The organism is Lichenihabitans sp. Uapishka_5, assembly GCF_033947565.1.
GTDB lineage: Bacteria > Pseudomonadota > Alphaproteobacteria > Rhizobiales > Beijerinckiaceae > Lichenihabitans.
Genome location: NZ_JARPVX010000026.1, coordinates 20,628 through 47,332, shown reverse-complemented (window position 1 = coordinate 47,332; position 26,705 = coordinate 20,628). Strand labels below are relative to the sequence as shown.

The window sequence follows — 26,705 nt, the reverse complement described above, 5'->3', positions numbered from 1 at the left end:
GCGGGCGGTCACCTCCGCTACGCTGCGGAGCTACACCACGCCCAGGGACACGACCGGGTGCCGCAGCCCTGGCCTATCTGGATGGCCTCGGCTTGGGCCCCGAAGACTTGGTCGCGGATATCCGCATCGGCGGCGATGAGCCGGTAGGACTCGGCGGCCAAATCGCTCAGGCTGGGATTGCCTCCGGCACCCTCGAAAGCCGCATAGGCGACCGCGCCCGCGCCGAGAAGATGGGCTTCTCCGAATGGGGGTCGCTTCTCCCATGCCTGGCTGACCAGCGTTTCGCGAACGGCGCTCGATCCTGTCGTGTTCAAAACGAGGCCGTCGACATCAAACCGCTGCCGGCCTTCCACGGTCGTGACGAGGCTGCCGATGTCGGTCAATTCTGCGTCTGCAGGAGAGTGGAAGCCGGCAAGCGAGTGCGTCAGTGCCTCAGCCTTTGGTATGATCAGCCCTCCCCTGGCGTTCGGCTCGGGCAAGAGGCCATGACGGGCATAATTGTGCGGCGACATCATCGCGCGATCGAGCACCCGCGCCGGTCCTTGGCCGCGGCGCGCCAGGTGAAGCGCGATTTTCGATCCCACGCTGCCACAGCCGAGCAGGAGCCAGGGCCGCGACGGTGAGCCTTCGTCGTCGCCGGCCGCGCGCCTCATGAGCGCAGTGGTAATTTCCTCGCGCAAGCCGCAAAGGCGGACGTCGCCACGACTCAACAGCAGCCCTTCGCCCGGCTGAAGATCCAGAACGTAAGGACGGATCTCGATCGGGCTATCTGACCCGACTACCCGGAATGGCCGCCGAACGAGGAAGACGATCACGAGCGGCGTCGCCGTAAAGCCGCCTTGCGCCAGCATGAGGCCGATATGATCAAGTTTTGCCTTGAGGGCCGACTCGCAACCATAGTGCCTGGCCCGCTCCAGGAGACCGTCGACCGTGGCGACACTCTCCGGAAGGGGCGTACCAATGATGGTGGAACTGCCTTCTCGGTCTGGCGCGCCAACGATCAAGGCGACGCCGCACCCTCTGAATACGCGTTCGCCTGTTTGCGTGATGGTGCACCCGGCCCTGTCCAGGGCAACATGCTGGCCGAGATTGAGCGCGATACGAAACAGCCGTCTGCCTTCGCCTAGCTCGAACCTGATGAATTCCGTGCGGACGACGGCACAATCCCCGCCGGGGCCTGACATCCCCCGGAGCGGCACTGGTGCGGCGATAATTTCGTCGTCTACATGGTATCGGCGCACCGGCTCCCAGCCATGCTGCTCGCTGTTGAGTTCAAGCATGGCGGCCTTGTCGAGCCAGTCGACAAGCTGGTCGAGATAGCCCTCAAACCCTCGTGCCTGAATTAGCTCGCTTGGATAGCCGTTGACCACGCAAGGCTGCGGCAGCTGATCCGACGGCCCCGGCAGCAAATGCGGGTGTGTTCGATCGAAATCCTCCCTCAGGTATGTTCGGGGCGGGCGCTGCGGATAGCTTGGCGGAAACCGGATGATGGCCGTTTCAACGGCCCGAACGTGGCTTGGACTCTCGCCGGCGGCGCGCCAGGCCGACGGCAGTTCCTGCTGGATATTCAAGTCCATTTGAATGATGCCGGTTTCGGCATCCTCGCTGACGCGCACCTCAAGCACCGCCGGATGAGCGCAGGCGATGCGGATCGCCCGGGTCACGGCCGGCGGCATGAGGCTAGCCATGCGCGAGCGCTTCGGAACCCACTGTTGTGGCCCCCAGCACGCCGGCCCCGAGCGCCAGCTTGCTCGGCTTGATGCCGTACCAGCCGACCCGGACTTCGAGCGGGCCGTCGCCGCTTTCATCCGCGATACACCGGAAAGAGCCGCGGCCGGGATTTAAGATGGAGAGGTATTCCCGCTTGGCGCGAATGCATGGCGGGTCCTGATCATCGTCGTGGATCTCGACGCTACTCGAAATGATAAGGGCGCCCGGGGCTGCCTGTGACAGGGCATTTCGGGCCTTGGCCGACACCCGAGCCCGGCTATTCAGGTCGGACCAGCTGTCCCAGGAAAGGCTGTGCCAGCTGCAATGGTGGGGCGCAATCAGCACCTCATAGGCCAGCTTGTCGGCGGCGTATTTGTCCCAGACCCTTTCCCAGATGGCGACTTCGGCATCCCCGCCGAACAGGTAGCGACCGGCATCCGCCTTGCCATCGCCTGCGATGGTTAGCTGAACGATGACGCTTGAATTGTTTTTAGAAAGCACCTCGGCTTCTTCGTCGTCGTCGGCCAGCATGGGCGCTAGGAGGAACCCTTCGAACGTGCCGTCGGTGACGCCACAAATCCGGGAGAAGGCGGATCCCGCCGAGACCAGGATGGGGAGCAGGTCGTCAGTCTTGCCCTCGGCGTCTTCCCCAAAGATCTGAATACGATCGCCGTCGCTAAAATAACCCTGAGCCCGGTACAGCTTGACCCGGCGGCGCGCCTCGCCGCGCCAGGCTTCGGCGTCGGCGCACAAAACGTGACCTGTCGACTTGTTCTTGCGATCGGCTCGCCGGAAGACGATCGGCGAGGACCACATTTCACGAATGATGATTTTGTCGTCGGCTTTTACCCAAGTGTCCGGACGGCCAAGATGGAAGTGGCGCATCAACCCGCTGCAGTGATCCTGGTCCGGATGGGTCAGCAGGAAGGCATCGACGTACAGGCGGCCAGCGCTGTCGCGGGGCAAACGATCGCGAAGCTGGGTGCCGACATCCGGCACATCCACATCATTCTCGTCATCGGCCGCAACCCTAATTTTACAGTCGATCAGGATGTTGCGGGCGCTTTCCAGCTCAACGAGCGTCATGTCGCCGTTGTCGACCTTGAAATGAGACGTCTTGGCAGCCATGGAAATCTCATGCGTGCATGGTTTGTTCTTGAAATAGGTTGAATTTTTCCCAGCACAAGGGCGACGCTTCCGATGGGTCGATTGGCCCTGACAATGGCCTCTAAGGCCGCGACCTGCTTTAACGACCTGAACTCGTCCGCGAACTGCTCGCGCATGCCGGTCGAGTAGATGCGGGCGATCTTCCCGTCGTTCTGGCGCTGCACGATCTTCTTCAGGTCGGACAATCTGGCCTTCCATGTCATGCCAACCGTGACGGAACAGCAGCGTGGGGTCGTGCCCCGGTCACGTGCACAATGCGGATTGTGGCGTCTGCATTGCTGATCAGGGCCACCTTGCGACCTCGCAAATTCCCGCACCGGTAAAATCGACTACTGCGCGCCGTGTTTGAAACCCATTCCGCAATGACGCCGGGACCATGCCAAGAAACGCTTCGTAACCGAGAGCATCAAAAAGGCGCATCCGAAAATAAAGGGCGCCGCCCGTGTTCATTTCCAGCTGCATTCGATGCTCCAACGGATTACCACTTTTCGGAAAGTCAGGAGGATTAGCATCGTATACGCGGCAGTGCTGCATCACACGTTTCCTGTTTGTAGGCTCGTCCATTAGCATGCGGCGAAGTGGGTCCAATGTCGGATCCAACGCCGCAGCAGCGCCGTAGAAATGGGTGAATAGATTGAGCCCGTTCTTCATAACGGCCTGATAAATCTTCACGAGGTCCAGATGAAGACCGAACACCATGGTCTGTTCTCCTCGCCCAGTTGGCTGGGGAGGAACTTCGGTGGAAAAGCGTTGCAATCCCCAGAGATTGAGGAAAGCTGGTACTGTTTCAATATTGGCGGCGCGTAGGTACAGGCGACCACGATGGTCAAGTGCCATGCGCGTCGTGATAGTATGTTCCGTATCGATAAAGCGATCTCTCTTCAGCAGCGAGTCGTGAGGGAAGTCCCGCAACCACAAGCCACGTGCCCTTTGCTCGCGTTTATAACTGGTGAGGACATAGCCCTGCCGCGGGCGCGGTTCGAATTCAGCGATCAAGAAATCGGTATGCCGCTTTTGCCAAAATGGGATAGTTACCTCTACGCTTTGCCAATTCACTTTATTAAGCGCAGCCTGCAATTTTTCGCCATCATCTATTGATGCCGCAATACATAGCAAGCCAGTAGGCGTTTGAATTAGCTGCGGCCTGTAATGATGATCGGCAGGAAACGTAAATCCGGCTTCGTATACGATCCAATCACCCTTGTTAACGCAATATAGATCGTCGATCTCGACAGGCTGTGGTCTATCAAAGCGCGTCGTGTCATTCCGCGTCTGCAAGCCATGAAAATTTCGCGCTGTTGCCTCGATGGCCTGGCGCATCCAGTGGGCCTCGAAAGCCGAAAACCGCCCATTGCACTTTCGACAGACCTCTTTCCCAAGCGTCCAGTTTTGGCCCGGACCACACAAGCCGCGCGAAAAGACGTGCTCCGGGTCAAATGCATCCAAAGGCTTGTCCAACGTGCAGTAGATGCAGCGCGGCATTTCACGCCTCCAGCGACCGACAATCAGTTAGGTGGCGTAGATGTATCTGGTCCCGATGCCGCAGGGCAGCCTTTTTGAAGAAGGCCAGGAACGACGTTGCCATCTGATCGCATCGTGCGACCACCAAGCCGGCAACACGCCCAATGTCCGTTCTGGCACACCGCACAATTAGCCGGTGCGGCAAGATGGAGTGGAAACCGGGTTTGATGATCGGCCTGCTTAGCGGGTGAAAGGTAGACCTCACATGATGATCCCCGGGGTCAAGAGGCTATTTGCGGTTGGTGCAGATGCTTTGTATTTTCACGATAGGATCCAGTTGAGCCATGTCACGAGTACCGGCAGCGAGCGCTTTGCCTGTACCACCTCACATCCGGTCGCCGTTCGAAACGGCTGCACCACAATCCCTCATTCGGGGCAAGGCTCAGTAGGGCGGCACCATTCTTTCAAACCGGCTGTTGAAGCCATGGTCTACCTCGGTCCGCACGCCTGGATCCCCCGGAGCTGATCAAGCTTCGGGAATAGCAATATACCGGCAGGGTCGATCAGGCTTTGGCAACGATGGCCCCCTCGATCACGACACCGCCCGTCGCAAATTTCCAGAACGCCACGAGCAGTTTGCGAGCCAGGGCGACAATGGCGATCTTCTTGCCACGGCCGCCAGCACGACTGACGCGCTCCTGAAACCAGCGTGTCAGGGCCGAGGTCGGCTGGAACCGCAACCACAGCCACGCGGCCTGGACCATCGCTGTGCGCAACCGAGGATTACCGGCTTTGGAAACGCCCTGCTCGCGGTTGATCGAGCCGCTGCACCAAGGCGATGGCGCGAGCCCAGCATAGGCTGCGACTTGGCGCCGATTGTCGAAATGACGGAACAGTCCCTCACCGGCAAGAACACTCGCGAACTCCGGGCCGATCCCCTTGATCGTCGCGAGCATGGCTTGTGGAACAGATGATGCCGTCGTAGCCGCCAAGCTGTCTCGCTCTGCCTCGACTTGCTTGATCTGCTCGATCAGCAACTCCAGCCTGTCGAGTTCACGAACCAGCATCGCCTTGAGGTGAGCAGGCAACGGTTGACCGCTACCCGTTCGAAGCTCTTCCAGACACCGACGCCGATCTCTTCGGCTCGGCTCATATTCCCGAACTCCGACGCTGAAAAGCAAACCCTTGATCCGGTTCGTATGCAGCGTTCGCTCCTTGACCAGAGCGGTGCGCTCGCGCCCGATCCGACGACGATCCTCTTCCTCGATCGTCGGCACGCGCAACATCGAGCAGACCCGTGGCTCACCACGGATCCACGCCATGAGCGTGCGGACCAACGTTTCACCATCGATCCTGTCCGTTTTTGCCCGCCGATGCCGTCGCGACACCGCAATGGACGCCGCATCGACCACATGGCTGGTGATGTCGACCTCCAAGGCAAGCGCGCGATGGATCCAGAAGCCATCGAGCCCCGCTTCCTGGATCACGATCAACGGGTAGCGCATAGCCTCGCGGGCCTCGGCTTTGTCACGCAATCCTTCCAAGCACGTCAGCAATGCCGGCAGATCGCCGCCAGGCACCGAATGACGGGACATCTTCTCGCTGCCCGGTGACAATGAGGTCAACAGCCACGTTGATTTCGACAATTCCAGCGAAACAAAGATCGCGCCAAGGTCAACGCGAATAGCGGCAGACGAGAGAGGGGCTGCTGACACGGGAAGATCCCTTCAAACCGGTTGGTAGCGAACCAACTCTGAGACGTTCCCGAGCCGCCGTCCAACGATCATCATGGGATCTTTCTCCTCGCCGTCCAAAGCGGCTTTGTAGAACAATTCCAGCTTTTCCAGTCCGTCTGCTAAGGTGCGGTCGATCGCCGCCGGCGTCGCCAACCCATACCGAACGGAATTCGCATGTCGAAACACAAGTCGCCTCGTGCTGCTGCACCCCTCACTGCCGAGCTGGTCGGCACGGGAGGAGAGTTGCACCAGAATGCCGGCGGCACTCATCCGCCGATGACAACCAACCAGGGCGGCGTGATCGCGGACGATGAGAACTCCCTCAAGTTCGGGCAGCGCGGTCCCGTGCTTCTTGAGGATTTCGCGCTGCTGGAGAAGCTGACGCACTTCAACCACGAGCGCATCCCTGAGCGTGTGGTGCACGCGCGCGGCGCGGCGGCGCATGGGTTCTTCGAGCTGACGGACTCCTTGGCCGAGTTCAGCAAGGCCAAGGTGCTGGGAGAGGTCGGTGTGAAGACCCCCCTGTTTACGCGCTTTTCGACAGTCGGCGGCAATATGGGCTCGGCCGACACCGCCCGGGACGTACGCGGCTTTGCGGTCAAGCTCTACACCTCGGAGGGCAACTGGGACTTGGTCGGCAACAACATGCCGGTGTTCTTCATCCAGGACGCGATCAAGTTTCCCGACCTGATCCATGCCGCCAAGCAGGAGCCGGATCGCGGCTTCCCGCAGGCGCAGACGGCGCATGACACGTTCTGGGACTGGGCGTCACTGTCGCCCGAGAGTACCCACATGCTGATGTGGATCATGTCCGACCGGGCGATCCCCCGCTCTTTCCGGATGATGGAAGGCTTCGGCGTCCATAGCTTCCGGCTCGTCAACGAGGCCGGCAAATCGACCTATGTGAAGTTCCACTGGCGGCCCAAGCTCGGGATGCAGTCGGTCGTGTGGGACGAGGCGCTGAAAATCAGCGGCGGAGATCCGGACTTCCATCGTCGTGACCTGTGGAACGCGATCGACACCGGCAGCTTCCCCGAATGGGAGCTGGCCGTGCAGCTGTTCGATGAAGAATTTGCCCAAAGCTTCGATTTCGACATCCTGGACTCGACGAAGCTGATCCCCGAGGAGGTCATCCCGCTGCGGGTCATCGGGCGCATGGTGCTCGACCGCAATCCGGATAACTATTTCGCCGAGACCGAGCAGGTGGCGTTCTGCACGACCCACGTCGTGCCGGGCATCGACTTCACCAACGATCCGCTGCTGCAGGGCCGCAACCAGTCCTATCTCGATACCCAGCTTAAGCGTCTGGGCGGTCCGAACTTCGCGCAGCTGCCGATCAACGCGCCGCGCTGCCCGGTCCGCAATTTCCAGCGTGACGGCCATATGCAGATGGGTGTGCCCAAGGGACGGGTTTCCTATTCGCCCAGCTCGCTTGATCCCACGGTGGAGCGCACCGATCCGGCGATCGGCTTCAAGAGCTTCCCTGCCCACGAGGAAGGCGACAAGCTGAAGGTCCGCTCCGCGACCTTCGCCGACCATTTCAGCCAGGCCCGGCTGTTCTTCTTCAGCCAGACCGAGCCGGAGCAGAACCATATCGTCTCGGCCTTCATTTTCGAGCTGAGCAAGGTGGAAACCGAGGCGGTCCGCCTGAAGCTGTTGAGCCGTCTCGCCAACGTGGACGAAGCCATTGCCAAGCGCGTCGCCGACGGGCTGGGCTATGAGGGCCCGATCGCGAAGGCGCCGACGACGGTGCCGGTACGGACGGACCTGAAGCCGTCGCCGATGCTCAGCATCCTGGCTAAGGCCAAGCCGACGTTGGAAGGCCGTTTGATCGGCTGCTTGGTGGCGGACGGCACCGACCCGAAGATGGTCACCGCCCTCGAAGCCGAGGCCACCAAGATGGGCGCGCAGCTGAAGGTCATCGCGCCCAAAGTGGGCGGCGCCAAGGGCAGTGATGGCGGCCTGATCCGGGCGGATTTCCAACTAGCTGGCGGGCCGTCCGTGCTGTTCGACACGGTAGTCCTAGCGCTTTCGGCTGAGGGCGCTGCAATGCTGGCGAAGGAAGCCGCGGCAGTCGCCTTCGTGCACGACGCCTTCGCGCATCTCAAGGTGATCGGGCATTCTGCAGCGGCCAAGCCGCTGATGGACAAGGCCGGCGTCGTTCCAGATGCAGGCGTGATTGCCATGGGCGGCCACGACAAGGCCTTCCTGCAGGCGGCCGCTAACGGGCGGATCTGGGCGCGCGAGCCTTCGGTGCGCACCGTATTTTAAGCCATATCGAGAGAGCGCTGCCCTTTACCGGCAGCGCTCTTTAACCGTGATATACGCGATGCATCGCATCGTCAGGCATGCCCGGAAGGCAGGGCAATTTGCAATTTGGGCATGGCTTCCTGTCTTCAACACCGTCGAGTAAGGCGCGTGAGAAACCGATCCAGTTGTCCCGATAAAGCTCCTCCTCGGCGTCCACCCATCTTCGGCCGACGTGTCCCATGTCCGCCAAGCATGAAACATCAGGTCCCTGCATATACTCAGCAGGGTGTTTCGCGAGCGACATTGCCCGATATGGGCGAGGATCGCCGCGGCCGAGTGGCCGCTCTCTTTTGCCAGGCGATCAATCAGCATGGCGCTCCGCGTCATGGGACTGAAGGTGTACGCCGGTACGATCACGGTTCGCCCTGCACGGCTGCTTCGCGCATCTCCGGGTGGAACAGCGCATGGGCAACAAGACGTTGCGCTACGGCCCTGGACGGAACGCCCGCCGCACCCGCCAACAGGTCAAGGATCTGCGACTCGTGCCGGTCAAACCTGACCAGAACTGCAAGGGCAGGTTCATCCCGAGGGCCGGCTGCTCGATCGCCCCTATTCTGCTCGGACAGCCAGGCGAGCATCAGACATTGCAGCTCTTCCAGCTCGCGGACCGCGCCGTGATCTGATTTGGCCTGATCGATCAGGGCGCGGACGTGATCGATGGCCGGCATGGACGATGCTCCGAAGTCCGCGAACCGGAATCTTCTTCGGTCTGAACGGCGGGGTCAATCGTCGTTGGCGGCGTTCTGACCCATCGCCTGGTCAAGCACCTGCCTGGCGGCCTTGGTCATTGCCTGGCCGGTCGGCCTGACGCCTTGCGCGATCATCGCCGCGTCCTGCTCCAGCTGGCCGAGATAGCTGTCCCAGGCTGCCTTCAGTTTGGGATCGGCGTCGAGCATGGCCTCCCATGCCTTCTGGTCCTTCCAGCTCATTGCTTTGTCCCGAACGACGCCATGTCGAGGATCGGACGCTCGCGCGCGTCTTTCAGCGCCATTTCGAGGGCTTCGACGATGCCGGACAGCCCCTCCTCCTCATTCGCCACAAAGCCGATCGGCTCTACCGTGCAGCCATCGGGTCGGCCGGCTTCGTCGCAATAGACCTCGTGGAGGGCCAGCGATCTGTCGGGGTGCCGTATGACGCGATAGTGCCAGCTCACAGCCGTTCGTCCGCCAGAGCGTCCCGCAGCACGCGCTCGACCAGCTGCTCGACGGTCACGGATGGACGGCCGCAGTTCCGGGGGCGGCAGGCTCGAAGCTGATCCGCAGCTTGGTGCCGGTCGCCTTGGCGAACCGCTCAAGGGTGCGGGTCGAGGGCATGGTCCGTCCGCTCTCCATGCGGGCGATCGCGGTCTGGGTCGTGCCCATGGCCACGGCGACCTGCTCCTGGGTCATGTCGGCCTGGGCGCGCGCCTCGATCAGGGCCGAGGCAAGAGCGAACTCCTCCTCAAGTGCGGCATAGGCTGTCCGGAACTCCGGGTTTTTGTCCCACTCGCGGAAGGCCTCTTCGACGGGAATGAACGTGCGGGTCATTGGACCTCCTTAGCCCTTCTCAGGGCGGTTTCGATTTCACGGCGCGGCGTCTTCTGGGTCTTTTTGCCGAACACATGCACGACGACGACGCGCTTGCCTGTCGCGGTCACATAGGCGGCGCGCGCAATGCCGTCCCTGCCCTTCATGCGCATCTCCCACACAGGCCCGTCGAGATGCTTCACGTAGGGCTCGCGCATCCGCTCCAGCCCGTGGCTGCCGATCATCTCGACGATCCGCCGGAACGCGGCCTGGATGTCGGCCGGCATCGCTGTCAGGGCCGCGAAAACGTCCTCGTCCAGAAACTCAACGCGCCAACTCATGCCTGATTATACCATTTTTGCTATGAAATGCAATTTCAAGGTAGGGGCGCCCAAAGACGGGCCGTCGGATTTTCGCTGGGCGGGCATCGCATCGCTGCTTAGGCTGCTCCCATGGCGGAGGATCTGGGCGTCTTTGCCATGGCCGGGAGAACCACATGCGATCGGACGATCCGATACCGCCGATGCCGATGGCCTCGCATATGGTCCAGGTCGTGCTGGACGGCATCCAACAGCGTTTCGAGCGGCATTACGAGGACGAGGCGGGCCAGTTCCTCCTATGGACGCTGCTACACCCCCTGCCCGACGGATCGCCGCCGGCGAACTTCGGTGCGGCAGCCAGCCGGCTGCAGGATCGGGACAGCCTCAACAGGGAAATCAGGGCGATCACGGAAGAGACGGGTGCCGCCTATCACCGCCTGGGGATGCGGGTGCAGTCCTCGTCCCTCAACTACAAGCTGTTTGACGTCGTCGTCGGCATGGCCATGGCCGCCCTCGATGACTACATCGCCCGGCCTTCGGTGCGGACATTCTCGGCGATGATCCAGCTCGACGCGGATCAGCAGGAGGCGCTGCAAGATGCCCTGAGCTATTATCACGAAAGCGAGTAGCAGTTCCTGAGCGACTGCCTGCGGAGCGGCATCGCCCATGCGCAGGAGCGGATGCGCAGCAGTCTCGAAGGGCTGACGGCCGAAGCGGATGGAACCGGGGCTGTTCGAAACCCGGATGGCAGTTTGTCCGAGATGCTGGATGACGACATCCCCTACTGATGCCGCAGGACATCACACCAAGCGTATAAAGCTAGCTAACAGCTATCAGTCAGCTATCGGATAACGCGTCTATAGCGTTCGTTCTGCCGTTTGATGACCACCGGATGGCATGGCTCATCGCAATTGGGGCAGGCCCGCTGCGTGCCGAAGTCGGCGAGCAGGGCCGTAGAGAACGTGACCCAGTATTCCTGTTTGACGCGGGGGTCGTTCACCGTTTTCTCGTCGGTTTCCAGGTCCCAGCTTTCGACCGTGCCGAATATGGCCATACGGCACGCCCTGAACAGGTTGTTCCGGTAGGGGCAGTGCCGGACGTGGCCGAGGATCGCCGCGACCGGGTGGCCGCTCTCAGCCGCAAGGCGCTCCAGGACGAAGGCCGATTTCGTCATCGGCCTGATGGCGGGTCGTGGCTCGAACCTGGGCACGGTCAACGTCGGCGCCTGCCGGCTAAGGTCGCCTGCTCGACGTCAAAGCTGCCAATCAGCGGCATGTGAGGACCTCCGCGATCCGGAATCCTCGTCGGTCAGAGCGGTCGGGTCAATCTGCAGTCTCCCAGCACGCCAAAAAACACCCCGTCGGGTGTCCTCTGACAAGGCTGCCGCCTCGACTATGGGCGTACCGGGAGCACTATCTGTCAGCCGACAGCATTCTTTTTTGCATGGTTCAATCAGCGAGCGTTTAACGGACGGAATTTGCGGGCAGGCACCCGCTCGCATGCAACTCTGCATGACTGGGCGCAGTCCTTGCGTTCTTTCGAGCCTATCATCCTTCCCTATTCCTTTGGAGAGTCGAGCCCTGTCATTCCTTCGGAGCCGTCGAGACCTCCGCACGCGCTGAGCGAGGGTTCGTCACCCGAAGGGGCGAAGCAACGCGGAGCACGCCGAAGGCGTTGACGGTTCCGAGTGGCGCGTAGACTTGCGGGATCGGCGAAGGGAAAGAGGTCGGCCGACAGGCCGACGCCGGTTTACGCGAAGCGTCCGCCGCGTAGCGGCAGCGTCAGGAGAGGCGGCTTATAGCCGGCCGGGTTTCCTTTCAGCTAATTCAATAGATTCAAAAGATTCTAGATTCAGAGGCGGATTGCGCATGGTTAACAATATCTTAGGCCCGCAACTATGAGGAATATGGGGACTCCTATGGAGGTTCTTGGGGAATAATATGAGGTCTTTGGGGTTCTGCTATGAGGTTCTTGGGGCCTTATTATGAGGTTTTTGGGGAGCAAATCCGAAGTTATCCACAGGCCGCCTGCCCGATTTGTCGCTGTAGGCTGACGCCAACTATGAGGTTTTTGGGGAACGCCGCTGCTTGCGGTCGTCTCGCATCATGCGGCCGACCGAGGGCACTGCGTCGGCGACATGCTCCACCCGGTTGGCCAGGCGGACGCGTCGGCCAAGGCGCGGGCGCTCCCGTTCGCGCAGGGCCTCGGTCGCCGCGTCCTGCGACTTGCGCATCCAGGCGACCATGATCTGATCGACCTTCTTGCCCTTCTTGATCGGCAGGACGCTGATCTCGAAATGCGCGAGGGCGTTGATCTCGCTCACAGAGGGCTTGATGACGTGGCGGTTCAGGTCGCCATAGACGGCGTAACGTCCGGCGGGCACGCCCATCATCTCGCGGAATTCGTCGATCGTGTAGGTCGCGTTGCTGATGTGGCGCAGATTGACGCTCTGCGTGACGTTCTCATAGAGGCTGATGGCGTATTTCGAGGAGAACGACATCAGCACGGGCAGCGAGATCTGCCCCCATTTGACGGAGGCCTCCAGCAGGGCGATCAGCCGTTTGTCGAAGCTGTAGGTGAGGACGCCGCCGGGCCGGCCCTTGGGCGTCATGTTGTTACCGCCGAGGAACTGGACCCGGTAATCGTCGCCGTCCGGATCGTTCGGGTCCTTGAAGATCAGGAACGTCGTCATCAACGCCTCGACCGCCTCGACCACGGGCTCGTAGCCTTTGTGGCCGTCGGTCTTCAGGTCGTCGATCTCGATCGTGTAGTCCCTGCCCTCCCGGATGCCCTGGCGGTGGGCGTTATGCCAGAGGATCGTGATGGCGCGGCGGGCGTTCAGGGTCAGCTCGGCATGACCCTTGATCTGGATCAGCTCCTGGGGCTTCAGCGACTCCAGCAGATTGGGGGTGAGTTGCAGGACCAAGGTTTTCCCTGGTGGTCGCTCCTGTCCCGTCTTGTCCTCCGCATCCATGGGGAATAGTACCTGCTTCGATGGAAAGCCGGAAATGGTTTATTCCATCGCAGCATGTTTTCCCACTTCCCCAAAAACCTCATAGTTTGAACCAATATCCCGCATTTTTCGGCATATGGTGCATGTATATCAGTGGGTTGGCGCAGGCCCATCAATCGAACCGCCCTTCCCCAAAAACCTCATAGTTTCCGACGCTGGACGCGATCCATGCCATACTCGACTATGCAGCATGCGACTCGGCAGCCTTGCTCGGCTTCGCCGGTTTCGGCCGTCCCCAAAAACCTCATAGTTGCGGGGCTTCGACCGCCATCACGCGCGAAAAACCGGAGATGTTTCAGGCGCTTGCAAAGGCGCCGATTTGCGCAGCGCGCCTGCCCGAAAACCTCATATTTGCGCGGGTGCGGAACAGATCAGGCTTTGGCCTTTAGCTCCCGTTGCAGAGCCGCAAGCGCGCGCTCGACCGTCTCGCCGACAAGCCAGCCCTGCTGATCGGCGATGGCGTAGAACGCATCCACCGTGGCGGGCGTCGTGCGGGCGTTGAACTGCATCGTGCGCCCGGTACGATGCCGGCGAGGCTGGCGTCTGGGAAGCACGGCGGCAGGCTCGGGCGCGGCAGGCTGAACTGGTGCGGCCGCTTCGGGCTGCGCCTTTTCCCGCCGCGGCTTGGGATCGCGGCTTGGGAAATTGGACGCCTCGGCAATGGCACGGACCTGCTCCGGCGGGAGGGCATTTTCAGCCGGTCCCTGCTTGGGCTGGAAGCGCGACAGGTCGATGTCGTCGTTTTCGTCGTCAGACGGCTCAAGGATGCTGGCGCGGCCCATCACGCCACCTTCGCGCTGCGAGTAGCAGCGCCCTGGCTGGCATTGAGCATGGCCACCACCTCGCCCATGAAGGCACGGGCATTGGCGATCGCCGCATCGACATTGCTGACCTGGGTCGAGTCGAGCTTGGCCAGTGTGCCGCCAAAGGCGAAGATGGCGCGGAAGGCGTCTCGCTCATTCATGCTCGTGGCAAAGGTGGGAATGCCGCCTTCGTTGAATTCGGTCGCAATGGCCTGCAGGGTACGCGGCCGGATGGCGGCGCTCGTGCGGGTGAACAGGACCGAGGTCAGGATTTTCCGGCCGCCCGCCACCTTCTCCATGCGATGCACCAAGCGGATGGCCTTGGCGGCTTCGACCGCGTCAAGCGGGCTGCCCTGGGTCGGGATGATGACGAGATCGGCGCGGCTGATCGCGTAGCTGACCGTCGTCGAGGCCGTGCCTTCGAGATCCACGATGACAAAGGCGCTGCGCGTTGCGGCGGCATCGATCACGTCGATGATCGTCTCCTCGTTGACGTCGGAGATGACGTCGAGGTTATCCGGGCGGCCGGGCCGCTTGGCCCAGCGGGACACCGGCTTGTTCGGATCGGCATCGATGACCGTGACGGTGGCGCCCTTCCCGGCCATTTCGGTGGCCAGCACGACGGCGGAGGTGGACTTACCGGCACCCCCCTTTGGACTCGCGAATACGATGGTTGGCATGAAGCCTCTTCGATGGATGATGGGAGCGCACTAGATAGCATGATGCTCACAAACTGCTAACAGTGTGTCAACAGCTATTGCTGATATACGATAGCTGACTGTTATCATTTTAACAGATCACTATCTGTTATCAGGTTGCGAATGGATGACTATCCGGATGCAGCCGGGAGTTTCGTCCTCGGTGTAGCCATGGCTGGAGGCACTGGTATGGTGTCCGCCTCGCCCATGCAAAACAGGTGATCTTATGCCTGATGACCATTCATCGACGCCGGACCGCACCAACCGGGACAACCATGCGGCCGACAAGCCTGCCTTTGTGATCGAGCGCGAAATTCTGGAGCGACGCATCGCGGCCGAGAATGCGCATTACGAGCACGGCTTTCCGGTCGCCGGCCATGATTTCCGGCGTGAGGAATACGAGCGGGAGCGAGGTCGCTAGGCGATACGGAGGAGGGGAGGGGAGAGGTCGCCTTTAGCGGGGGCAGGGGAGGCCGCGGCCTGAAAGGCCACGACGCTGCAGCCCTGCCCGGCGAAGCGCGCTGTCACTCGCGTCGTGACTGCCAGTCTGTGCCAGTTCTCCGCAGCCTCGCGCTGCAAAGCCCTGCGGGCGGCCTGCTCCTGACGGCGCGCGGCTGCGTGCCGGGCCTCGATGACCTGCAGCTGCTCCATGACCGCGTGGCTGTGCTCTAGCCGTGCGGCATGAATGGCCGTCCTGGTAGTGCGGATCGGTTGAGCGACGGCGATGCAAGCGGCTGGAACGATGCCGCGCGCCCACTGATGCAAGCGGCCCTGGCGCAGCCCGAAGAGGCGGGCGCGCTCGACCGTGTTCAAGGCCAGCCTTGCAAGGTCGCGCGTCGTGGCATCGGCCGGGAGGAGGGCCCTGGCGTTCGCCATGCGACCGGCGGCCGTCGCTTCGCGGTCCGCGAAGATCTGCACACGCGCGCGAATGCGGACCTGAGTCTCGTCGAACACATCCTGCCGGGCTTCGGCCTCGGCCACGCGCTCGTCGGCATAGTCGAGGCTGGTGTCTTTCATCGACAGCCGCGACAGGATGGCGGTGAGCCGCTGCCGTGTGGGGATGGATTGACGCGACCAATGCAGATCCAACCTTTCGCGGTGACGGGTCATCGCGACATAGGCAGCGTGCTGGTCGAGGTTGGCGCTGCAATAGAGATGGGCGCGATCGACGGTCGCGCCCTGGCTCTTGTGAATGGTGGCGGCGTAGCCGTGGGCGATATGGCCGTAATGGTCCAGGCTGAAGGTGAGCGAGACTGATGCGCCGTCGAGCCGCACCGTCAGGCTGCGGCCATGGATGGCTTCGATGGTGGCGATGCTGCCGTTCCGCACGCCGAGCTTCGCATCGTTGCGCGTGAAATACAGGCGGTCATGGACCGAGAAGCATTCCCGGCCCGTCGCCGTGCTGAGACCGACGTCCGGCCCAAGCGCGCCGTCCGCCCGCAGGCGGCCGCGGGCAAGTGCGTTCAGCGCGGCGACGTCGCGGTGGAGGAAGGCCATGATGAGCTGCGTCTGCCCCGGCTGCTCGACGCGGTGCCGATGCCAGGCGTCGACCAATGCGGCCTGGGCGGCGGCATCCGTGGCGTGGCCATGCACCATGCTGGCCGCCTCGTAGCGGGCGAGGGCGGCTTCCGTCTGCCCGGTGGCCAGTTCGCCGGTCGCCTGGCGCTGCCATTCGACGGCCTGGCGGCGGACGGTCTTGATCGCGGCCGTGCCGATCCGGTCGGCGATGGCGCGGAACGCGCCGCCGGCCTCGATTGCCTGCAGCTGCCGGGCATCGCCGACCAGGACCAGCTTCGCGCGGCCTGCCTGCGTGAAATGCAGCAGGCGTTCCATCTGGCGGCTGCCGATCATGCCGGCCTCGTCGACCACGACCACATCCCTAGGGCCGGGCAGCTGCCGGCCCTGTTCCCACAGGAACATGGTCTGCCCCCGTTGGGTGATCCGGGTCGAATGTTAGTTCAGGGTCGGTCTGGGTGCTAGCGTGAGCATGGCCGGCGGAGCTGGTCGGGGTTGCGGAGCCGGCCATGCGGCGAAGGCGGGCACAAACACCTCCGGAGCGGGTGGCCTGTAGCCGATCGCGCTGTGCGGCCGGACGGTGTTGTAGTGCCGTCGCCAGCTCTCGATGATGACCTGCGCCTCCCGCAGCGAGTAGAAGATCTCGCCATCGAGGAGTTCATCCCGGAGCCGGGCATTGAAGGACTCGACGTAGCCGTTCTCCCAAGGACTGCCCGGGGCAATATAGGCAGTCTTGGCGCCGACGGCCTTGATCCAGTCCTGCACGGCTTGCGCGACGAACTCGGGACCGTTGTCGGAACGAACGTGGCCCGGCACACCGCGCAGGATGAACAGGTCGGAGAGCACGTCGATGACGTCGACGGCCTTCAGCTTGCGGGCGACCCCGACGGCGAGGCATTCGCGGGTGAACTCGTCGACCACGTTGAGGGTCCGGAACTTACGGCCGTCGTGCGTCCGGTCCTCGACAAAATCGTACGACCATACGTGATCGCGGTGCTCGGGCCGGAGCCGGATGCAGGAGCCGTCGTTGAGCCAGAGGCGACCGCGCTTCGGTTGCTTGGCCGGCACTTTTAGGCCCTCGCGTCGCCAGATCCGCTCGACCCGCTTGGCGTTCACGATCCAGCCGGCATCGCGCAACAAGGCCGTGATCCGCCGATAGCCATAGCGGCCGTACTGACGGGCCAGCTCGATAATGTCGGCCATGAGCAGGTCTTCGTCATCTCGGCCCCGCGGCGTCTTGCGCTGCGTCGAGCGGTGCTGTCCAAGCGCCACGCACACGCGGCGCTCGGACACGGCCAGATGCCGTTGCACATGCTCGATGCAAACGCGCCGACGCGCGGGGCTTAGAAGTTTCCCGAGGCGGCTTCCTTCAGGATCAGCTTGTCCAGCGTGAGATCCGCGACCGCCTTACGCAGTCTCGCGTTCTCGGTTTCCAGCTCTCTCAGGCGCTTCACCTGGTCGGCCTTCAACCCGCCGAACTCCTTGCGCCAGCGGTAGTACGTGACCTCCGTCACGCCGATCGAGCGGATCGCATCCGCTGTCGTCTGCCCTTGTGACACCAGCACGTCGACTTGGCGCAGCTTGGCCACGACCTCTTCAGGCTTGTGGATCTTCTTCGGCATCTGTCCGTCCTCGCGTTGGCTTAAAGCCATACTTCAGGGCGGATCACTTCAGTGGGGGCAGACCAGTCCTTGCGGCCCTGCTCGGCGGTGCGCTGCTGCCGCTTCGCCTCGAGCTGCGCCATCACCTCGTCCTTTTTTTTCAGCGACCGGTGGTAACCGGCAAACATCGACTTGATGAGCTGCTTCTGCTCGGGTGTCTTGGCCAGCTCCAGCAAACGCTGTTCACGGTCGCGCAAGGCGGCCCTGGTTTCGGCTGAGCGGCTGGCCGGCCGCGAAGGGTCACGCTTTTTCTGTTCCTGTTGCTGTCGATTGTTGAGCCCGGCTTCGCGTTCGCTGCGCAGCCGCTCGGCGCGCGCGAAGGACGCACGGCGTTTCGCTGCCTGGGCATCGTGCGGAGGACTGGCCATGGGAGGTTTGCTGCGAATTGAGGAATTGAGCCGACCTGCGCTCCAGCATCGCCAGGCAGGGGACTTCCCGCAAGTCATCACCCGCCGCCAACCTTGGGAAAGACTGCCAGTCTTGCCGGTGGGCGGATCGGCCTGCTACAGGCCAAGCTTATGGTTCGCCGCACCCCCAAGCCGTTCACCGTTGAAGTCCGCCGGAGCGGCCGCAAGCCGGCACCGGCTGCGGCCATGGCGATCGATCCGTTGTTGACGTCGGCGGCCGACGACCAGCCGCGCGTGTCGTGGCCCGGCCTCGATGAGCCGCCGCCGCCCGTCATGGCGGCGGAACCACAGGCGGAAGCGCCGCCAGCCATCCACGGCCGCATCCTGCCGGTCCTGGACGAGGCGGGTCCGCCCGAGCCACTGCCTGCAGCCGAACCGCCGCCGCGACCGCGCAAGCCGGCCAGGATCAAGCCTGCCGCCGTCGAAACGGCGCCGCCCGAGGCGGACGCCCTTTATCCGGCCGAACCTGCCGCCGCTCAGGCCGAAGACGAGCCGGCCGCGACGACGCCCGATGCCGACGCTGAGCCGGTCGACCTCGCCCTGAATGCCAAAGCGATCGCGGCCACGCTCCTGCAACTTCAGGGCAAAAAGCGCCTGCCGCGGGACGGCTTTAAGCGCGGCGAGCGCTGGAAGGCCCGCCTGCCGGCGGCGGCCCTCGGCAGCCTGAGGGCAGCGCGGCGACCGGCCAGTCGGTCCTGACGCGACCGGCAGCCCTCAAGGCTGCGCCTCGCCCTCTTCGCCACGCCCGATGAGGAAGTCGGCGGCCCGCTGGGCATGGCTGGCGGCGGTGAAGATCGCCCGCTTGTCGCCTTTCAGGACGCGGAGCCAGTTCTCGATGTAGCTGGCGTGATCCTCGCGCGGCTCCGGGGTCAGGTCGAGGCCGGCCGACAGGAAGGCCGATCCCAGTTCGGCGACCAGTTCCTCCATGGCATAGCCTTCATCGCCGAACCGCTTGCGTCCGAACGAGCGGTCGAGACGGCTTTCATGCCGGGTCCAGTGCGTCACCTCATGGGCCAAAACAGCATAGTAGCTGGCCGGGTCCCGGAAAGCCTCGGCGGGCGGCATCTGCACGTAATCGTCCGCGATCTGGTAAAAGGCGCGGTTGCCGCCATGCCGGATGTCCGCGCCCGTGGCGGCGAAGAGCCGTTCCGCCCGTTCGCTCCGCGCGAAGGCCTGCAGGGCCGGTTCCGTCGACAGGGGAAAGGCGTCGCCGAGCCCGTCGATCTGCTCCACGTTGAACACTGTGTAGGATTTGAGGAAGGGGATGCGGTGCTCCTGCTCCTCGCCGGACCCGCTATCGGTTTCGGTGCGGGTGAGGCTGGACGCGAACACGACCATGCTGCCCGTCTCGCCCTTGCGGACCTGCCCGCCCATGGCCTGCGCCTGTCTGTAGGTCAGCCAGCTCGGCGCCCGAAAACCCCGTTCCTGGGCCGCGCCCCACAGCATCAGGATATTGATCCCCCGGTAGGCCTCGCCATTGCCCCGCTTTGGCAACACGATGCGGCCCTCCATTTCTGTCCCGCTCCAGGGTTTGGTCCATGGGCGAACGCCCTGCTCGAGGCTCGCCACGATCCGGTCGGTGATGCTCTGGTAAAGGTCGGTTTTCATTGGTCTTTCCCCTTAATTGGCTAAAAGGTTGCGCATGCAACTTGACTAGCCCTCGCGGCAATGAGCGGGGGGAGGCCGTCAATGCCGGCCGGCGGGGAGGGGGATCACCCGGCCTGGCAGGGGAGCGAAGCGGACCGAAGGCCGGGGACACCCCGCCGGACGCGGCTTTAGCCGCTTGGCGATTGATGGCTGGGGACCGCAGGTCCCTCTTGGTCGTGTGGGACCGCCAGGTCCCATCTTCGCTACGAGCGACCGCAGGTCCCTGTTGCCGTGAGGGACCGCCAGGTGCCGATCCGAAGGAGCTGGCCGCTCACGCCCGCCAGGCTCTCGCGTCAGGCGATCGTCACCCGTATGGGCGGGGACCCCACTGCTGGGGGCTACGGCCCGCCAGGGCTAGAGCGCGATCCCGCAGGGAGACGCCCGCGACGGCGCCACACCTGCCGCCAAGCCAAGATTTACCCTCGACCGCCCGATCGGCTAGAATGGGGACATGCCACGCGCATCATCGCCCATACCGGTCTGAGCCGATGGCCCTGCAAGGCGATCTGTTCGACGACCAGGCCGACCCCGACGCGAGCCCCGGGACCGCACCATCGCGCCCGGGACGCCCGGCCAGGCGCACCGGCACGGCCCGTACCCCTGGCGTGACGCCGGAGAGCGCGGCCGCGCTGCTCGACGCCCATGACGATTACCGGGTGCTGCGCCGTCTGCAGCCCCGTGCTGCCGTTGGGCCCCGCCAACTGCAGCCGGGCGAACGCCTGACGGTCATCGTCGATACGGAGACGACTGGCCTCGACCACAAACGCCACGAGGTCATCGAGCTGGGCATGGTGGCCTTCGTCCACGATGCGGAAGGCCGGGTTCTCGACATCGTGGGCGAGTTCAGCGGCCTGCAGGAGTCCTCCGACCCGGTGCCGCCCGAGATCACCCGCCTGACCGGCATCACGGATGCGATGCTGGCGGGGCAGAGGATCGATCTGGAGGCGGTCGAGGCCTTCATCGCGGAGGCCGACCTGATCATCGCCCACAATGCCGGCTTCGACCGGCCGTTCTGCGAGCGGCTGGCGCGCGGCTTCGAGCCGAAGCCCTGGGCCTGCTCGGTCAAGGAAGTGCCCTGGGCCGAGTTTGGGTTCGAGGGCAGCAAGCTCGGCTATCTGGTTGGGCAGAGCGGCTGGTTTCACACGGGGCACCGCGCCACGGACGACTGCCACGCGCTGCTGGAGGTGCTGATGGCGCCCCTGACGAACCACGCCGGTTCGGCGCTCGGCCAGCTGCTGACGCGCTCGGACGCAGCCCGCATTCGCATCTGGGCGGAAGGCGCGCCGTTCGAACTGAAGGACCAGCTGAAAGTACGGGGCTACCGCTGGAGCAACGGCAGCGACGGCCGGCCGCGTTCCTGGTGGGTCGAGGTGGACGAGCCCCTGGCCGAGGCCGAGATCGCCTTTCTCGAAGGCGAGATCTACATGCGCCGCGTCCGGCCCCGGGCGCAGCGGATTACGGCCTGCGAGCGGTATAAAGCCTAGTTCAGGCATAGCAGCCAACGGTTGATAACGTCATGCTAGCTGATAGCTATCATTGGTCGGCAAGGCTGTCAGTGGCCTTTATTGAACCTAGGAAACACGGCGGCCGCGACAGAAATCAAATGGGCTTCGCCGTTGGAATTCGCTGGTTGTGCCTGGCCGCTCAAAGGATCAGGCCAGATCGTGCAGCCCGAGAGTGGGCACCATCCTGGCGTGAATCACGGCCAGGATGAGCACGCCGCCCCGTTCGACTTCTTCCCGATAGAGGATGACGTGGCCGCCATGTTCGTGGCGGCGAACGCCTGAACGGATGATATCGGCCTTCCTGCCGATCTGGGGGGCGTCAGCGAGCAGGCCGAAGCATGATCGCACGCCTTCGACGTAGCGTTCCGCCTGTTGCAGGCCGAATGTTTCGAGGGTGTAGAGGTAGATGTCGACCAGATCCTGATCGGCGCGCCGCGTGAGGCGATAGCTACTCATTCAGCAGTCCACGCTTGCGGGCCCGAGCCCGCGCGTCGGCAAAAACCTCGTCCAGGGTCCGGGGGCTGATGCCGCTCGCCTCGGCATCGTCGATCAGGCGACGCAGGGCGGTGAGCTTGTCTTTCTGCTCGCGGTCGCGGCGCACCAGGTCACGGACATAGTCGCTCGAACTGGCGTAGTCGCCGGTTTTGATCTGCGCCTCGATCCAGTCTTTCATCGGATCGGGCAGCGAAACGGTCATGGTGGCCATGGGCGTCCTCTCTGCTTCAGGATAACCGGCATAAGAATTATTCACAATATTTCATATCGCTCGGCGTTTTGCCGGATCATCGCTGACTTGCCCCCCTGCCGGCAGCCATGCCAGCCTGACCATTTACGTCTCAAGGACGGCGGCTGACCGGTCACTACCTGCAAACTGACAGATAGCTTGATGATAACAGTCAGCTATCATGTGCCCGCAAAACGGTGTTGGGCAGGGGCACGGTGGAGTCCACTCACAGCCGCGGCCGGCCGGCTCCGCCACCCTCGATCCAGCTCCGCCGGCCGGCCGCTATGACTGCAGCGCGGCGCGGGTGGGAGAGGCCGCAGGCTGGCGGGTCGGCCACAGGGCGAGGGGCAGCGCCGGCAGGCGCACGACCCCCGGCATGGCACCGGGGGCAGGCTGTCGCTTACAGGGACCGCAGGCCGTATTTGCGGGCATAGCGGCGGGTCACCTCGTCCGGGGTTTCGCCGGCCTCCTGATGCGCGGCAATCTCATCCGCGCTCAGGCCCATGTCATAGGTGTCGAGGTCGAAGGCCGCTTTGAGGGCGGCATCGAGGGCGGACCGGTAGTCCATGAAGGACGGCTCCGTCATGCCGCGTCCTCCAGCTCGAAGTCGGCGACCTTGCCGCAATAGCCGCAGGGCTTGCATTCCGCCCGGCTGTCCGGCTCGAACTCGTGGTCGCCACAGGTGGCCGCGTCAGCGTCGGTGCCGTCTTCCGTCACCCGGACCCGGAGGTTGGCCAGGATTTCGATGCCGTCATCGCGTCCGCAGTTCGGGCAGCATGTCGAGACAATTGCTCATGGCCCTACCTCCGCCCGGTTTTCTGGCGACGGAAGGCCGGTGCGATCGGCAGGTTGCGGGTCCGCCCGATGCTCAAGGCGACGTAGGCGGGGTTTTCGCCTGCCGCCCGGTGCGCCCGAATGGCCTTGGCGCTGAACCGCACCGTTGCGGCATCGACGGCGAAGTATTTGGACAGGACCGCCACGACCGCCTTGCGGTAGTCGCGAACGGGGTTTTTGGATTTCACGAGTGCTTCCATTGGCTTGTTTCCTTTGTTGCCTGAAGGGTTGCGCATGCAACCCTGCTAGGCCGAGCGCCAATGAGCGGGGGGAGGCGGTCAATGCCGGCCGGCGGGGAGGGGATCACCCTGGCTGCCAGGCCCGTCTTCGGGCCGAAGCCTGGGGACACCCCGCCGGACGCGCTCGCGCCTGGCGATTGACCGTCGGGGACCGCAGGTCCCTCTGGCTTGCTGCCTGCGCGTCAGCCGATCGTCACCCGCATGGGCGGAGACCTCTCGGCTCCGGCCCGCAGGGCTAGAGCGCGGCCCCGGGCCAAAGGCCTCACAGGGGCGACGCCACGATCTTTCAATCTTTGCGGCTTAGCACGGTGGAGCTGGTGCGCTGCTCGCGTTTCCCTGCGTCCCGGGAAGAGCAGCGCATCGGTTCTGTTAACGGGACTTAAGCCTCTCCCTGCTATCCTGACCGGATGAGACCAGCTCCGCCGCATAAGCGTCGCGCGCGTCAGGGTCCGCCCCTCGATCCGGTGGAGGCGTTGCGTCTCTATGCGATCCAGCTGCACGACCAGGGCGACGGTCACGGGGTCGATTGGGCCAAGGTGGCGGAAACCTGCTGCAAGGTCGCCTTCCGCTGCCTGCGGGAACTGCCGCCCGACGACCGGGACCTGCACAGCGTCGCGCGTCGCGCCCATGACGCGGCATACAGCCTGATGACGGCGACGTCCGACAGCGGAGCCCCCTATACGATCATCCGGTCAAGCCAAGCGGATGCCCATGGCAGGCCGGTCCTGCCTTTGCCAGGCCAGGCCCCGAAATCATGAGGATCGCCCGGAACCAAACATCCGACCTGCCGGTTTAACCTTGTTCAACGACGGGTAGAGTGCTGTGTGTGTTGTCCTAGTCGTCGAAGATGAGCCGATGCTCCGCATGCTCGCGGTCGAGATGCTGGAGGATGCGGGCCATAGCGTGGTGGAGTTCGGCACCGCGGCCCAGGCGATCGCCTATTGCGACGAGCCCGATCACGAGATCGGCGTGGTCCTGACCGATATTAACATGCCGGGCGATTTGGACGGGCTCGACGTTGCCCGCCATGTCCGCGCCACGCGACCGGAAACGGCCATTGTCGTCACCTCGGGGCGTTACAACGCGATGCCGTGTGACATCAGGCCGGCCGTGACCTTCCTCTCGAAGCCCTGGACCAGCGACCGGCTGCTGGGCGCGATCGGCGACTGCTAAGGCTTATCGCCTGACCAAAGGGTCGTGTTCCCCTTTGGCATGCCGGAAAATGACTCGGCCGCGATCCCACAGCTCGACCGCGCCATTATGGTCGATCGTGGCTGTCTGCCGGATCGCCTCGTCATCGGTCAGGGCGAGCACATCGACCTTGCTGGCGACCTTGCCGGTGTCCCCGATCAGATAGGCCCGGTAGGCCGAGCCGGTGCCGGCGGAATGATCTGGCATCTGGTTCATCACGATCTCCCCACCTGCTACCCTGGCGGTTGCCTGAGGCTGACTCTGCGGCCCGGCCCGCCTGTTGAAAGTCACCCTGCGGTCACGGTCAAGCCAGATCGGCTGAAACCGCCGCGACATTTCAAACTTGTCATTCGTTCTTGTTTTGTTCAGTATCTGTAACATGAACTGAAGGCAAGGGGAGAAGCGGCATGCGGGCGTCGTATCGGCACAGCCGGAAGGGGATCGGGGGACGGCCACGCGGCGCACCCACCACGGTGGTGCGTCTGCCGCTCCCGGTGGCGGCGATCGCCAAACGCCTGGCGGACGGGTCCTTGCGGGCCGGGGACCTCGCCAGCATCTTCAGCGTCGAGGCGTACCGCGCGGCGACCGTTCCCCTGGTGATGTCGCCGGCCTCATGCGGCTTTCCCAGCCCGGCCGACGACTACCTGGACCGCCCGCTCGATTTCAACGAGCTGCTGATCTCGAACCCGTCCGCCACCTTCGCGGTCAAGATCGCGGGCGAGAGCATGAAGGATGCCGGCATCTTTCCGGGCGACCTGGCGATCGTCGATCGCTCGGTGTCGGCCTGGAATGGCTGCGTGGTGCTGGCCCTGCTGCATGGCGAGTTCACCATCAAGCGGTATCGCAAGACGGTGGACGGCATCGTCCTCCACCCGGAAAACAAGGCCTTCCGCGATATAATCGTGGGCGAGGATTCCGGCTTCGAGGTCTGGGGCGTGGTCCGCAACACCATCCGCATGCTGTAGGGGTGACGACCCTGGCGGGCGCAGCCCCGATCGCTCTGGTCGATTGCAACAATTTCTACGCGAGCTGCGAGCGGCTGTTCCAGCCCAAGCTGCGCGGCCAGCCCGTGGTGGTGCTGTCCAACAACGACGGGTGCGTGATTGCCCGCTCGAACGAGGCCAAGGCCCTCGGTATCGAGATAGGGGAGCCGTGGCACATCTGCCGGGAGCGGGTGAACACGCAGGGCGTCATCGTCCGGTCGAGCAATTATACCCTCTATGGCGACATGAGCGCGCGCGTGATGCGGGTCTTGGGCGACTTCACGCCCGACCTGGAAATCTATTCGATCGACGAGGCCTTCCTCGGCCTGGCCGGGTTCGAGAGCCGGCTCGAGTCCCATGGCCGGGCCATGCGGGCGACGGTGCTGCAATGGACCGGCATCCCGGTGTCGGTCGGCATCGGCCCGACCAAGACCCTCGCCAAGCTGGCCAACCGGTTGGCGAAGAAGACGCCCGAGAGCGGCGGCGTCATGATCCTGCTGACGGCCGAAGAGCAGGAAGCCGCGCTCGACCGCATCGAGCTGACCGACCTGTGGGGCGTGGCGCACCGCATGGCGGACCGGCTCAAGGCTATCGGCATCATGACCCCGAACGATCTGCGCCGCGCGGACGCCAAGTTCGTGCGGATGCACACGAGCGTCGTCATGGAGCGGATGGTTTGGGAGTTGCAGGGCATCCCCTGCATCAGCCTGGAGGAAGCCCCGCCCGACCGGAAAATGATCATCGCCTCGCGCTCCTTCGGCAAGCGCGTCACGACGCGGCACGAGATGGAGCAGGCGGTCACGACCTATGCGACCAGGGCGGCCGAGAAGCTGCGCCGCCAGGGCCTCGCCTGTGGCCGCCTGGCGGTGTTCGTCAAGACGGACGAGCATCGGCCACGCGATCCGCAATATGCCGCCGAACGGGCCTATAGGCTGCCCGTGGCAACGGCCGACACCGGCAGGCTGAACCGGGCCGCACTGATCGCGCTCGATGCGCTCTGGCGGCCTGGGTTCTCGTACAAGAAAGCGGGCGTCACCCTGATCGACCTCGGCCCGGCTGGCCGGGTTCAGGGGAGCCTGTTTGACCGTCATGACGACGCGCGGTCACTCGCCCGGATGCAGGCCCTCGATGCGCTCAACGCCAGGTTTGGGCGGGGGACCGTCACCTTCGCCAGCATGGGCCGGAAACCGGGCTGGAAACTGCGGACGGAGTTCATCTCGGGGCGCTACACGACCGCTTGGGAGGATCTGCTGAAGGTGTAAGTTCAAGCTACACA

Annotated in this window: 33 protein-coding genes; 9 read left to right on the top strand and 24 right to left on the bottom strand. The window is 63.7% G+C overall.

Annotated elements, in window-relative coordinates; genetic code table 11:
- Positions 1-17: 17 nt before the first annotated feature.
- From P7D22_RS11640 to P7D22_RS11620, 5 genes are all read right to left on the bottom strand, one after another.
- Entirely contained in the window at positions 18-1,676 is a 1,659-nt protein-coding gene (locus P7D22_RS11640) for a thiamine biosynthesis protein ThiF (RefSeq protein WP_319934401.1), read from the bottom strand.
- Between the two features lie 4 nt (positions 1,677-1,680).
- Positions 1,681-2,838: a metallohydrolase gene (locus tag P7D22_RS11635; RefSeq protein WP_319934400.1), complete on the bottom strand. Its 1,158-nt coding sequence runs from the start codon at positions 2,836-2,838 to the stop codon at positions 1,681-1,683.
- Positions 2,793-3,062: a hypothetical protein gene (locus tag P7D22_RS11630; RefSeq protein WP_319934399.1), complete on the bottom strand. Its 270-nt coding sequence runs from the start codon at positions 3,060-3,062 to the stop codon at positions 2,793-2,795. The genes P7D22_RS11635 and P7D22_RS11630 overlap by 46 nt, the downstream gene beginning before the upstream one ends.
- Before the next feature lie 97 nt (positions 3,063-3,159).
- Positions 3,160-4,359 (bottom strand): hypothetical protein, encoded by a 1,200-nt coding sequence (locus tag P7D22_RS11625; protein ID WP_319934398.1) that lies wholly within the window; start codon positions 4,357-4,359, stop codon positions 3,160-3,162.
- Positions 4,360-4,901: 542 nt separating this feature from the next.
- Positions 4,902-6,053, bottom strand: coding sequence for an IS110 family transposase (locus tag P7D22_RS11620; protein WP_319934397.1), 1,152 nt, complete (start codon positions 6,051-6,053; stop codon positions 4,902-4,904).
- Positions 6,054-6,248: 195 nt separating this feature from the next.
- Here P7D22_RS11620 and P7D22_RS11615 point away from each other — a divergent pair, with 195 nt between their 5' ends.
- Positions 6,249-8,345: a catalase gene (locus P7D22_RS11615; protein ID WP_319934396.1), complete on the top strand. Its 2,097-nt coding sequence runs from the start codon at positions 6,249-6,251 to the stop codon at positions 8,343-8,345.
- A 392-nt stretch (positions 8,346-8,737) separates the two neighbouring features.
- Here P7D22_RS11615 and P7D22_RS11610 read toward each other — a convergent pair whose 3' ends face one another.
- From P7D22_RS11610 to P7D22_RS11590, 5 genes are read right to left on the bottom strand one after another with little or no spacing between them, the layout of a single operon-like run.
- Complete coding sequence (locus P7D22_RS11610; RefSeq protein ID WP_319934395.1) at positions 8,738-9,052, bottom strand: hypothetical protein; 315 nt, start codon at positions 9,050-9,052, stop codon at positions 8,738-8,740.
- Positions 9,053-9,106: 54 nt separating this feature from the next.
- On the bottom strand, positions 9,107-9,313 hold the full coding sequence (locus P7D22_RS11605; protein ID WP_319934394.1) for a hypothetical protein: 207 nt from the start codon (positions 9,311-9,313) through the stop codon (positions 9,107-9,109).
- Positions 9,310-9,537, bottom strand: a complete 228-nt coding sequence (locus P7D22_RS11600) for a hypothetical protein (RefSeq protein ID WP_319934393.1) — start codon at positions 9,535-9,537, stop codon at positions 9,310-9,312. Before P7D22_RS11600 ends, P7D22_RS11605 begins: the two co-directional genes overlap by 4 nt.
- Positions 9,538-9,592: 55 nt before the next feature.
- Positions 9,593-9,910 (bottom strand): helix-turn-helix domain-containing protein, encoded by a 318-nt coding sequence (locus P7D22_RS11595; RefSeq protein ID WP_319934392.1) that lies wholly within the window; start codon positions 9,908-9,910, stop codon positions 9,593-9,595.
- On the bottom strand, positions 9,907-10,176 hold the full coding sequence (locus P7D22_RS11590; RefSeq protein WP_319934391.1) for a type II toxin-antitoxin system RelE/ParE family toxin: 270 nt from the start codon (positions 10,174-10,176) through the stop codon (positions 9,907-9,909). The genes P7D22_RS11595 and P7D22_RS11590 overlap by 4 nt, the downstream gene beginning before the upstream one ends.
- Before the next feature lie 209 nt (positions 10,177-10,385).
- Here P7D22_RS11590 and P7D22_RS11585 point away from each other — a divergent pair, with 209 nt between their 5' ends.
- Positions 10,386-10,838, top strand: coding sequence for a hypothetical protein (locus tag P7D22_RS11585; RefSeq protein WP_319934390.1), 453 nt, complete (start codon positions 10,386-10,388; stop codon positions 10,836-10,838).
- A gap of 212 nt (positions 10,839-11,050) precedes the next feature.
- On the opposite strand, the gene P7D22_RS11580 is transcribed toward P7D22_RS11585, so the two are convergent.
- The 4 genes from P7D22_RS11580 to P7D22_RS11565 form a co-directional block, all read right to left on the bottom strand.
- Positions 11,051-11,383 (bottom strand): hypothetical protein, encoded by a 333-nt coding sequence (locus tag P7D22_RS11580; protein ID WP_319934389.1) that lies wholly within the window; start codon positions 11,381-11,383, stop codon positions 11,051-11,053.
- 885 nt (positions 11,384-12,268) lie between these two features.
- Complete coding sequence (locus P7D22_RS11575) at positions 12,269-13,135, bottom strand: replication initiation protein (RefSeq protein WP_319934388.1); 867 nt, start codon at positions 13,133-13,135, stop codon at positions 12,269-12,271.
- A 458-nt stretch (positions 13,136-13,593) separates the two neighbouring features.
- The gene (locus P7D22_RS11570) at positions 13,594-14,004 is read right to left on the bottom strand and encodes a stability/partitioning determinant (protein WP_319934387.1); all 411 of its coding nucleotides are present in this window, start codon (positions 14,002-14,004) and stop codon (positions 13,594-13,596) included.
- Positions 14,004-14,705, bottom strand: a complete 702-nt coding sequence (locus tag P7D22_RS11565; RefSeq protein WP_319934386.1) for a ParA family protein — start codon at positions 14,703-14,705, stop codon at positions 14,004-14,006. The genes P7D22_RS11570 and P7D22_RS11565 overlap by 1 nt, the downstream gene beginning before the upstream one ends.
- Positions 14,706-14,949: 244 nt before the next feature.
- On the opposite strand from P7D22_RS11565, the gene P7D22_RS11560 reads away from it, so the two are divergent.
- Positions 14,950-15,144, top strand: coding sequence for a hypothetical protein (locus P7D22_RS11560; RefSeq protein WP_319934385.1), 195 nt, complete (start codon positions 14,950-14,952; stop codon positions 15,142-15,144).
- On the opposite strand, the gene P7D22_RS11555 is transcribed toward P7D22_RS11560, so the two are convergent.
- The 3 genes from P7D22_RS11555 to P7D22_RS11545 all read right to left on the bottom strand — a co-directional run bounded on the left by P7D22_RS11555 (position 15,141) and on the right by P7D22_RS11545 (position 18,267).
- The gene (locus tag P7D22_RS11555; RefSeq protein ID WP_319934384.1) at positions 15,141-16,643 is read right to left on the bottom strand and encodes an AAA family ATPase; all 1,503 of its coding nucleotides are present in this window, start codon (positions 16,641-16,643) and stop codon (positions 15,141-15,143) included. The genes P7D22_RS11560 and P7D22_RS11555 overlap by 4 nt on opposite strands.
- A 33-nt stretch (positions 16,644-16,676) precedes the next feature.
- A protein-coding gene (locus tag P7D22_RS11550; RefSeq protein ID WP_319934383.1) for an IS3 family transposase occupies positions 16,677-17,860 on the bottom strand; the annotation gives its coding sequence in 2 pieces (ribosomal slippage) (positions 16,677-17,596 and positions 17,596-17,860; 1,185 coding nt in all).
- A gap of 20 nt (positions 17,861-17,880) precedes the next feature.
- On the bottom strand, positions 17,881-18,267 hold the full coding sequence (locus P7D22_RS11545) for a hypothetical protein (RefSeq protein WP_319934382.1): 387 nt from the start codon (positions 18,265-18,267) through the stop codon (positions 17,881-17,883).
- Between the two features lie 225 nt (positions 18,268-18,492).
- On the opposite strand from P7D22_RS11545, the gene P7D22_RS11540 reads away from it, so the two are divergent.
- Positions 18,493-19,005: a hypothetical protein gene (locus tag P7D22_RS11540; protein ID WP_319934381.1), complete on the top strand. Its 513-nt coding sequence runs from the start codon at positions 18,493-18,495 to the stop codon at positions 19,003-19,005.
- A 15-nt stretch (positions 19,006-19,020) separates the two neighbouring features.
- On the opposite strand, the gene P7D22_RS11535 is transcribed toward P7D22_RS11540, so the two are convergent.
- On the bottom strand, positions 19,021-19,914 hold the full coding sequence (locus P7D22_RS11535; protein WP_319934380.1) for an ArdC family protein: 894 nt from the start codon (positions 19,912-19,914) through the stop codon (positions 19,021-19,023).
- Positions 19,915-20,441: 527 nt separating this feature from the next.
- Between P7D22_RS11535 and P7D22_RS11530 the strand changes: the two genes are divergently transcribed.
- Complete coding sequence (locus tag P7D22_RS11530; protein WP_319934379.1) at positions 20,442-21,437, top strand: 3'-5' exonuclease; 996 nt, start codon at positions 20,442-20,444, stop codon at positions 21,435-21,437.
- A 168-nt stretch (positions 21,438-21,605) separates the two neighbouring features.
- On the opposite strand, the gene P7D22_RS11525 is transcribed toward P7D22_RS11530, so the two are convergent.
- The 5 genes from P7D22_RS11525 to P7D22_RS11505 form a co-directional block, all read right to left on the bottom strand.
- Positions 21,606-21,914: a type II toxin-antitoxin system RelE/ParE family toxin gene (locus P7D22_RS11525; RefSeq protein ID WP_319934378.1), complete on the bottom strand. Its 309-nt coding sequence runs from the start codon at positions 21,912-21,914 to the stop codon at positions 21,606-21,608.
- Positions 21,907-22,164, bottom strand: coding sequence for a type II toxin-antitoxin system ParD family antitoxin (locus P7D22_RS11520; RefSeq protein WP_319934377.1), 258 nt, complete (start codon positions 22,162-22,164; stop codon positions 21,907-21,909). Before P7D22_RS11520 ends, P7D22_RS11525 begins: the two co-directional genes overlap by 8 nt.
- Positions 22,165-22,582: 418 nt before the next feature.
- Positions 22,583-22,768 carry a hypothetical protein gene (locus P7D22_RS11515; RefSeq protein WP_319934376.1) on the bottom strand — a complete coding sequence of 62 codons (186 nt, stop codon included), beginning with the start codon at positions 22,766-22,768 and terminating at the stop codon, positions 22,583-22,585.
- On the bottom strand, positions 22,765-22,899 hold the full coding sequence (locus P7D22_RS11510) for a hypothetical protein (RefSeq protein ID WP_319934375.1): 135 nt from the start codon (positions 22,897-22,899) through the stop codon (positions 22,765-22,767). Before P7D22_RS11510 ends, P7D22_RS11515 begins: the two co-directional genes overlap by 4 nt.
- A gap of 83 nt (positions 22,900-22,982) precedes the next feature.
- On the bottom strand, positions 22,983-23,204 hold the full coding sequence (locus P7D22_RS11505) for a hypothetical protein (RefSeq protein ID WP_319934374.1): 222 nt from the start codon (positions 23,202-23,204) through the stop codon (positions 22,983-22,985).
- Positions 23,205-23,728: 524 nt separating this feature from the next.
- Here P7D22_RS11505 and P7D22_RS11500 point away from each other — a divergent pair.
- Complete coding sequence (locus P7D22_RS11500; protein ID WP_319934373.1) at positions 23,729-24,013, top strand: hypothetical protein; 285 nt, start codon at positions 23,729-23,731, stop codon at positions 24,011-24,013.
- Positions 24,014-24,077: 64 nt separating this feature from the next.
- Positions 24,078-24,428: a response regulator gene (locus tag P7D22_RS11495; RefSeq protein ID WP_319934372.1), complete on the top strand. Its 351-nt coding sequence runs from the start codon at positions 24,078-24,080 to the stop codon at positions 24,426-24,428.
- A 3-nt stretch (positions 24,429-24,431) separates the two neighbouring features.
- Here P7D22_RS11495 and P7D22_RS11490 read toward each other — a convergent pair whose 3' ends face one another.
- The gene (locus P7D22_RS11490; protein WP_319934371.1) at positions 24,432-24,827 is read right to left on the bottom strand and encodes a hypothetical protein; all 396 of its coding nucleotides are present in this window, start codon (positions 24,825-24,827) and stop codon (positions 24,432-24,434) included.
- 26 nt (positions 24,828-24,853) lie between these two features.
- On the opposite strand from P7D22_RS11490, the gene P7D22_RS11485 reads away from it, so the two are divergent.
- Together P7D22_RS11485 and P7D22_RS11480 are read left to right on the top strand one after the other, a co-directional pair.
- Positions 24,854-25,411, top strand: coding sequence for a LexA family protein (locus P7D22_RS11485; protein ID WP_319934370.1), 558 nt, complete (start codon positions 24,854-24,856; stop codon positions 25,409-25,411).
- A 2-nt stretch (positions 25,412-25,413) separates the two neighbouring features.
- Positions 25,414-26,691 carry a Y-family DNA polymerase gene (locus tag P7D22_RS11480; protein WP_319934369.1) on the top strand — a complete coding sequence of 426 codons (1,278 nt, stop codon included), beginning with the start codon at positions 25,414-25,416 and terminating at the stop codon, positions 26,689-26,691.
- Positions 26,692-26,705 lie beyond the last annotated feature (14 nt).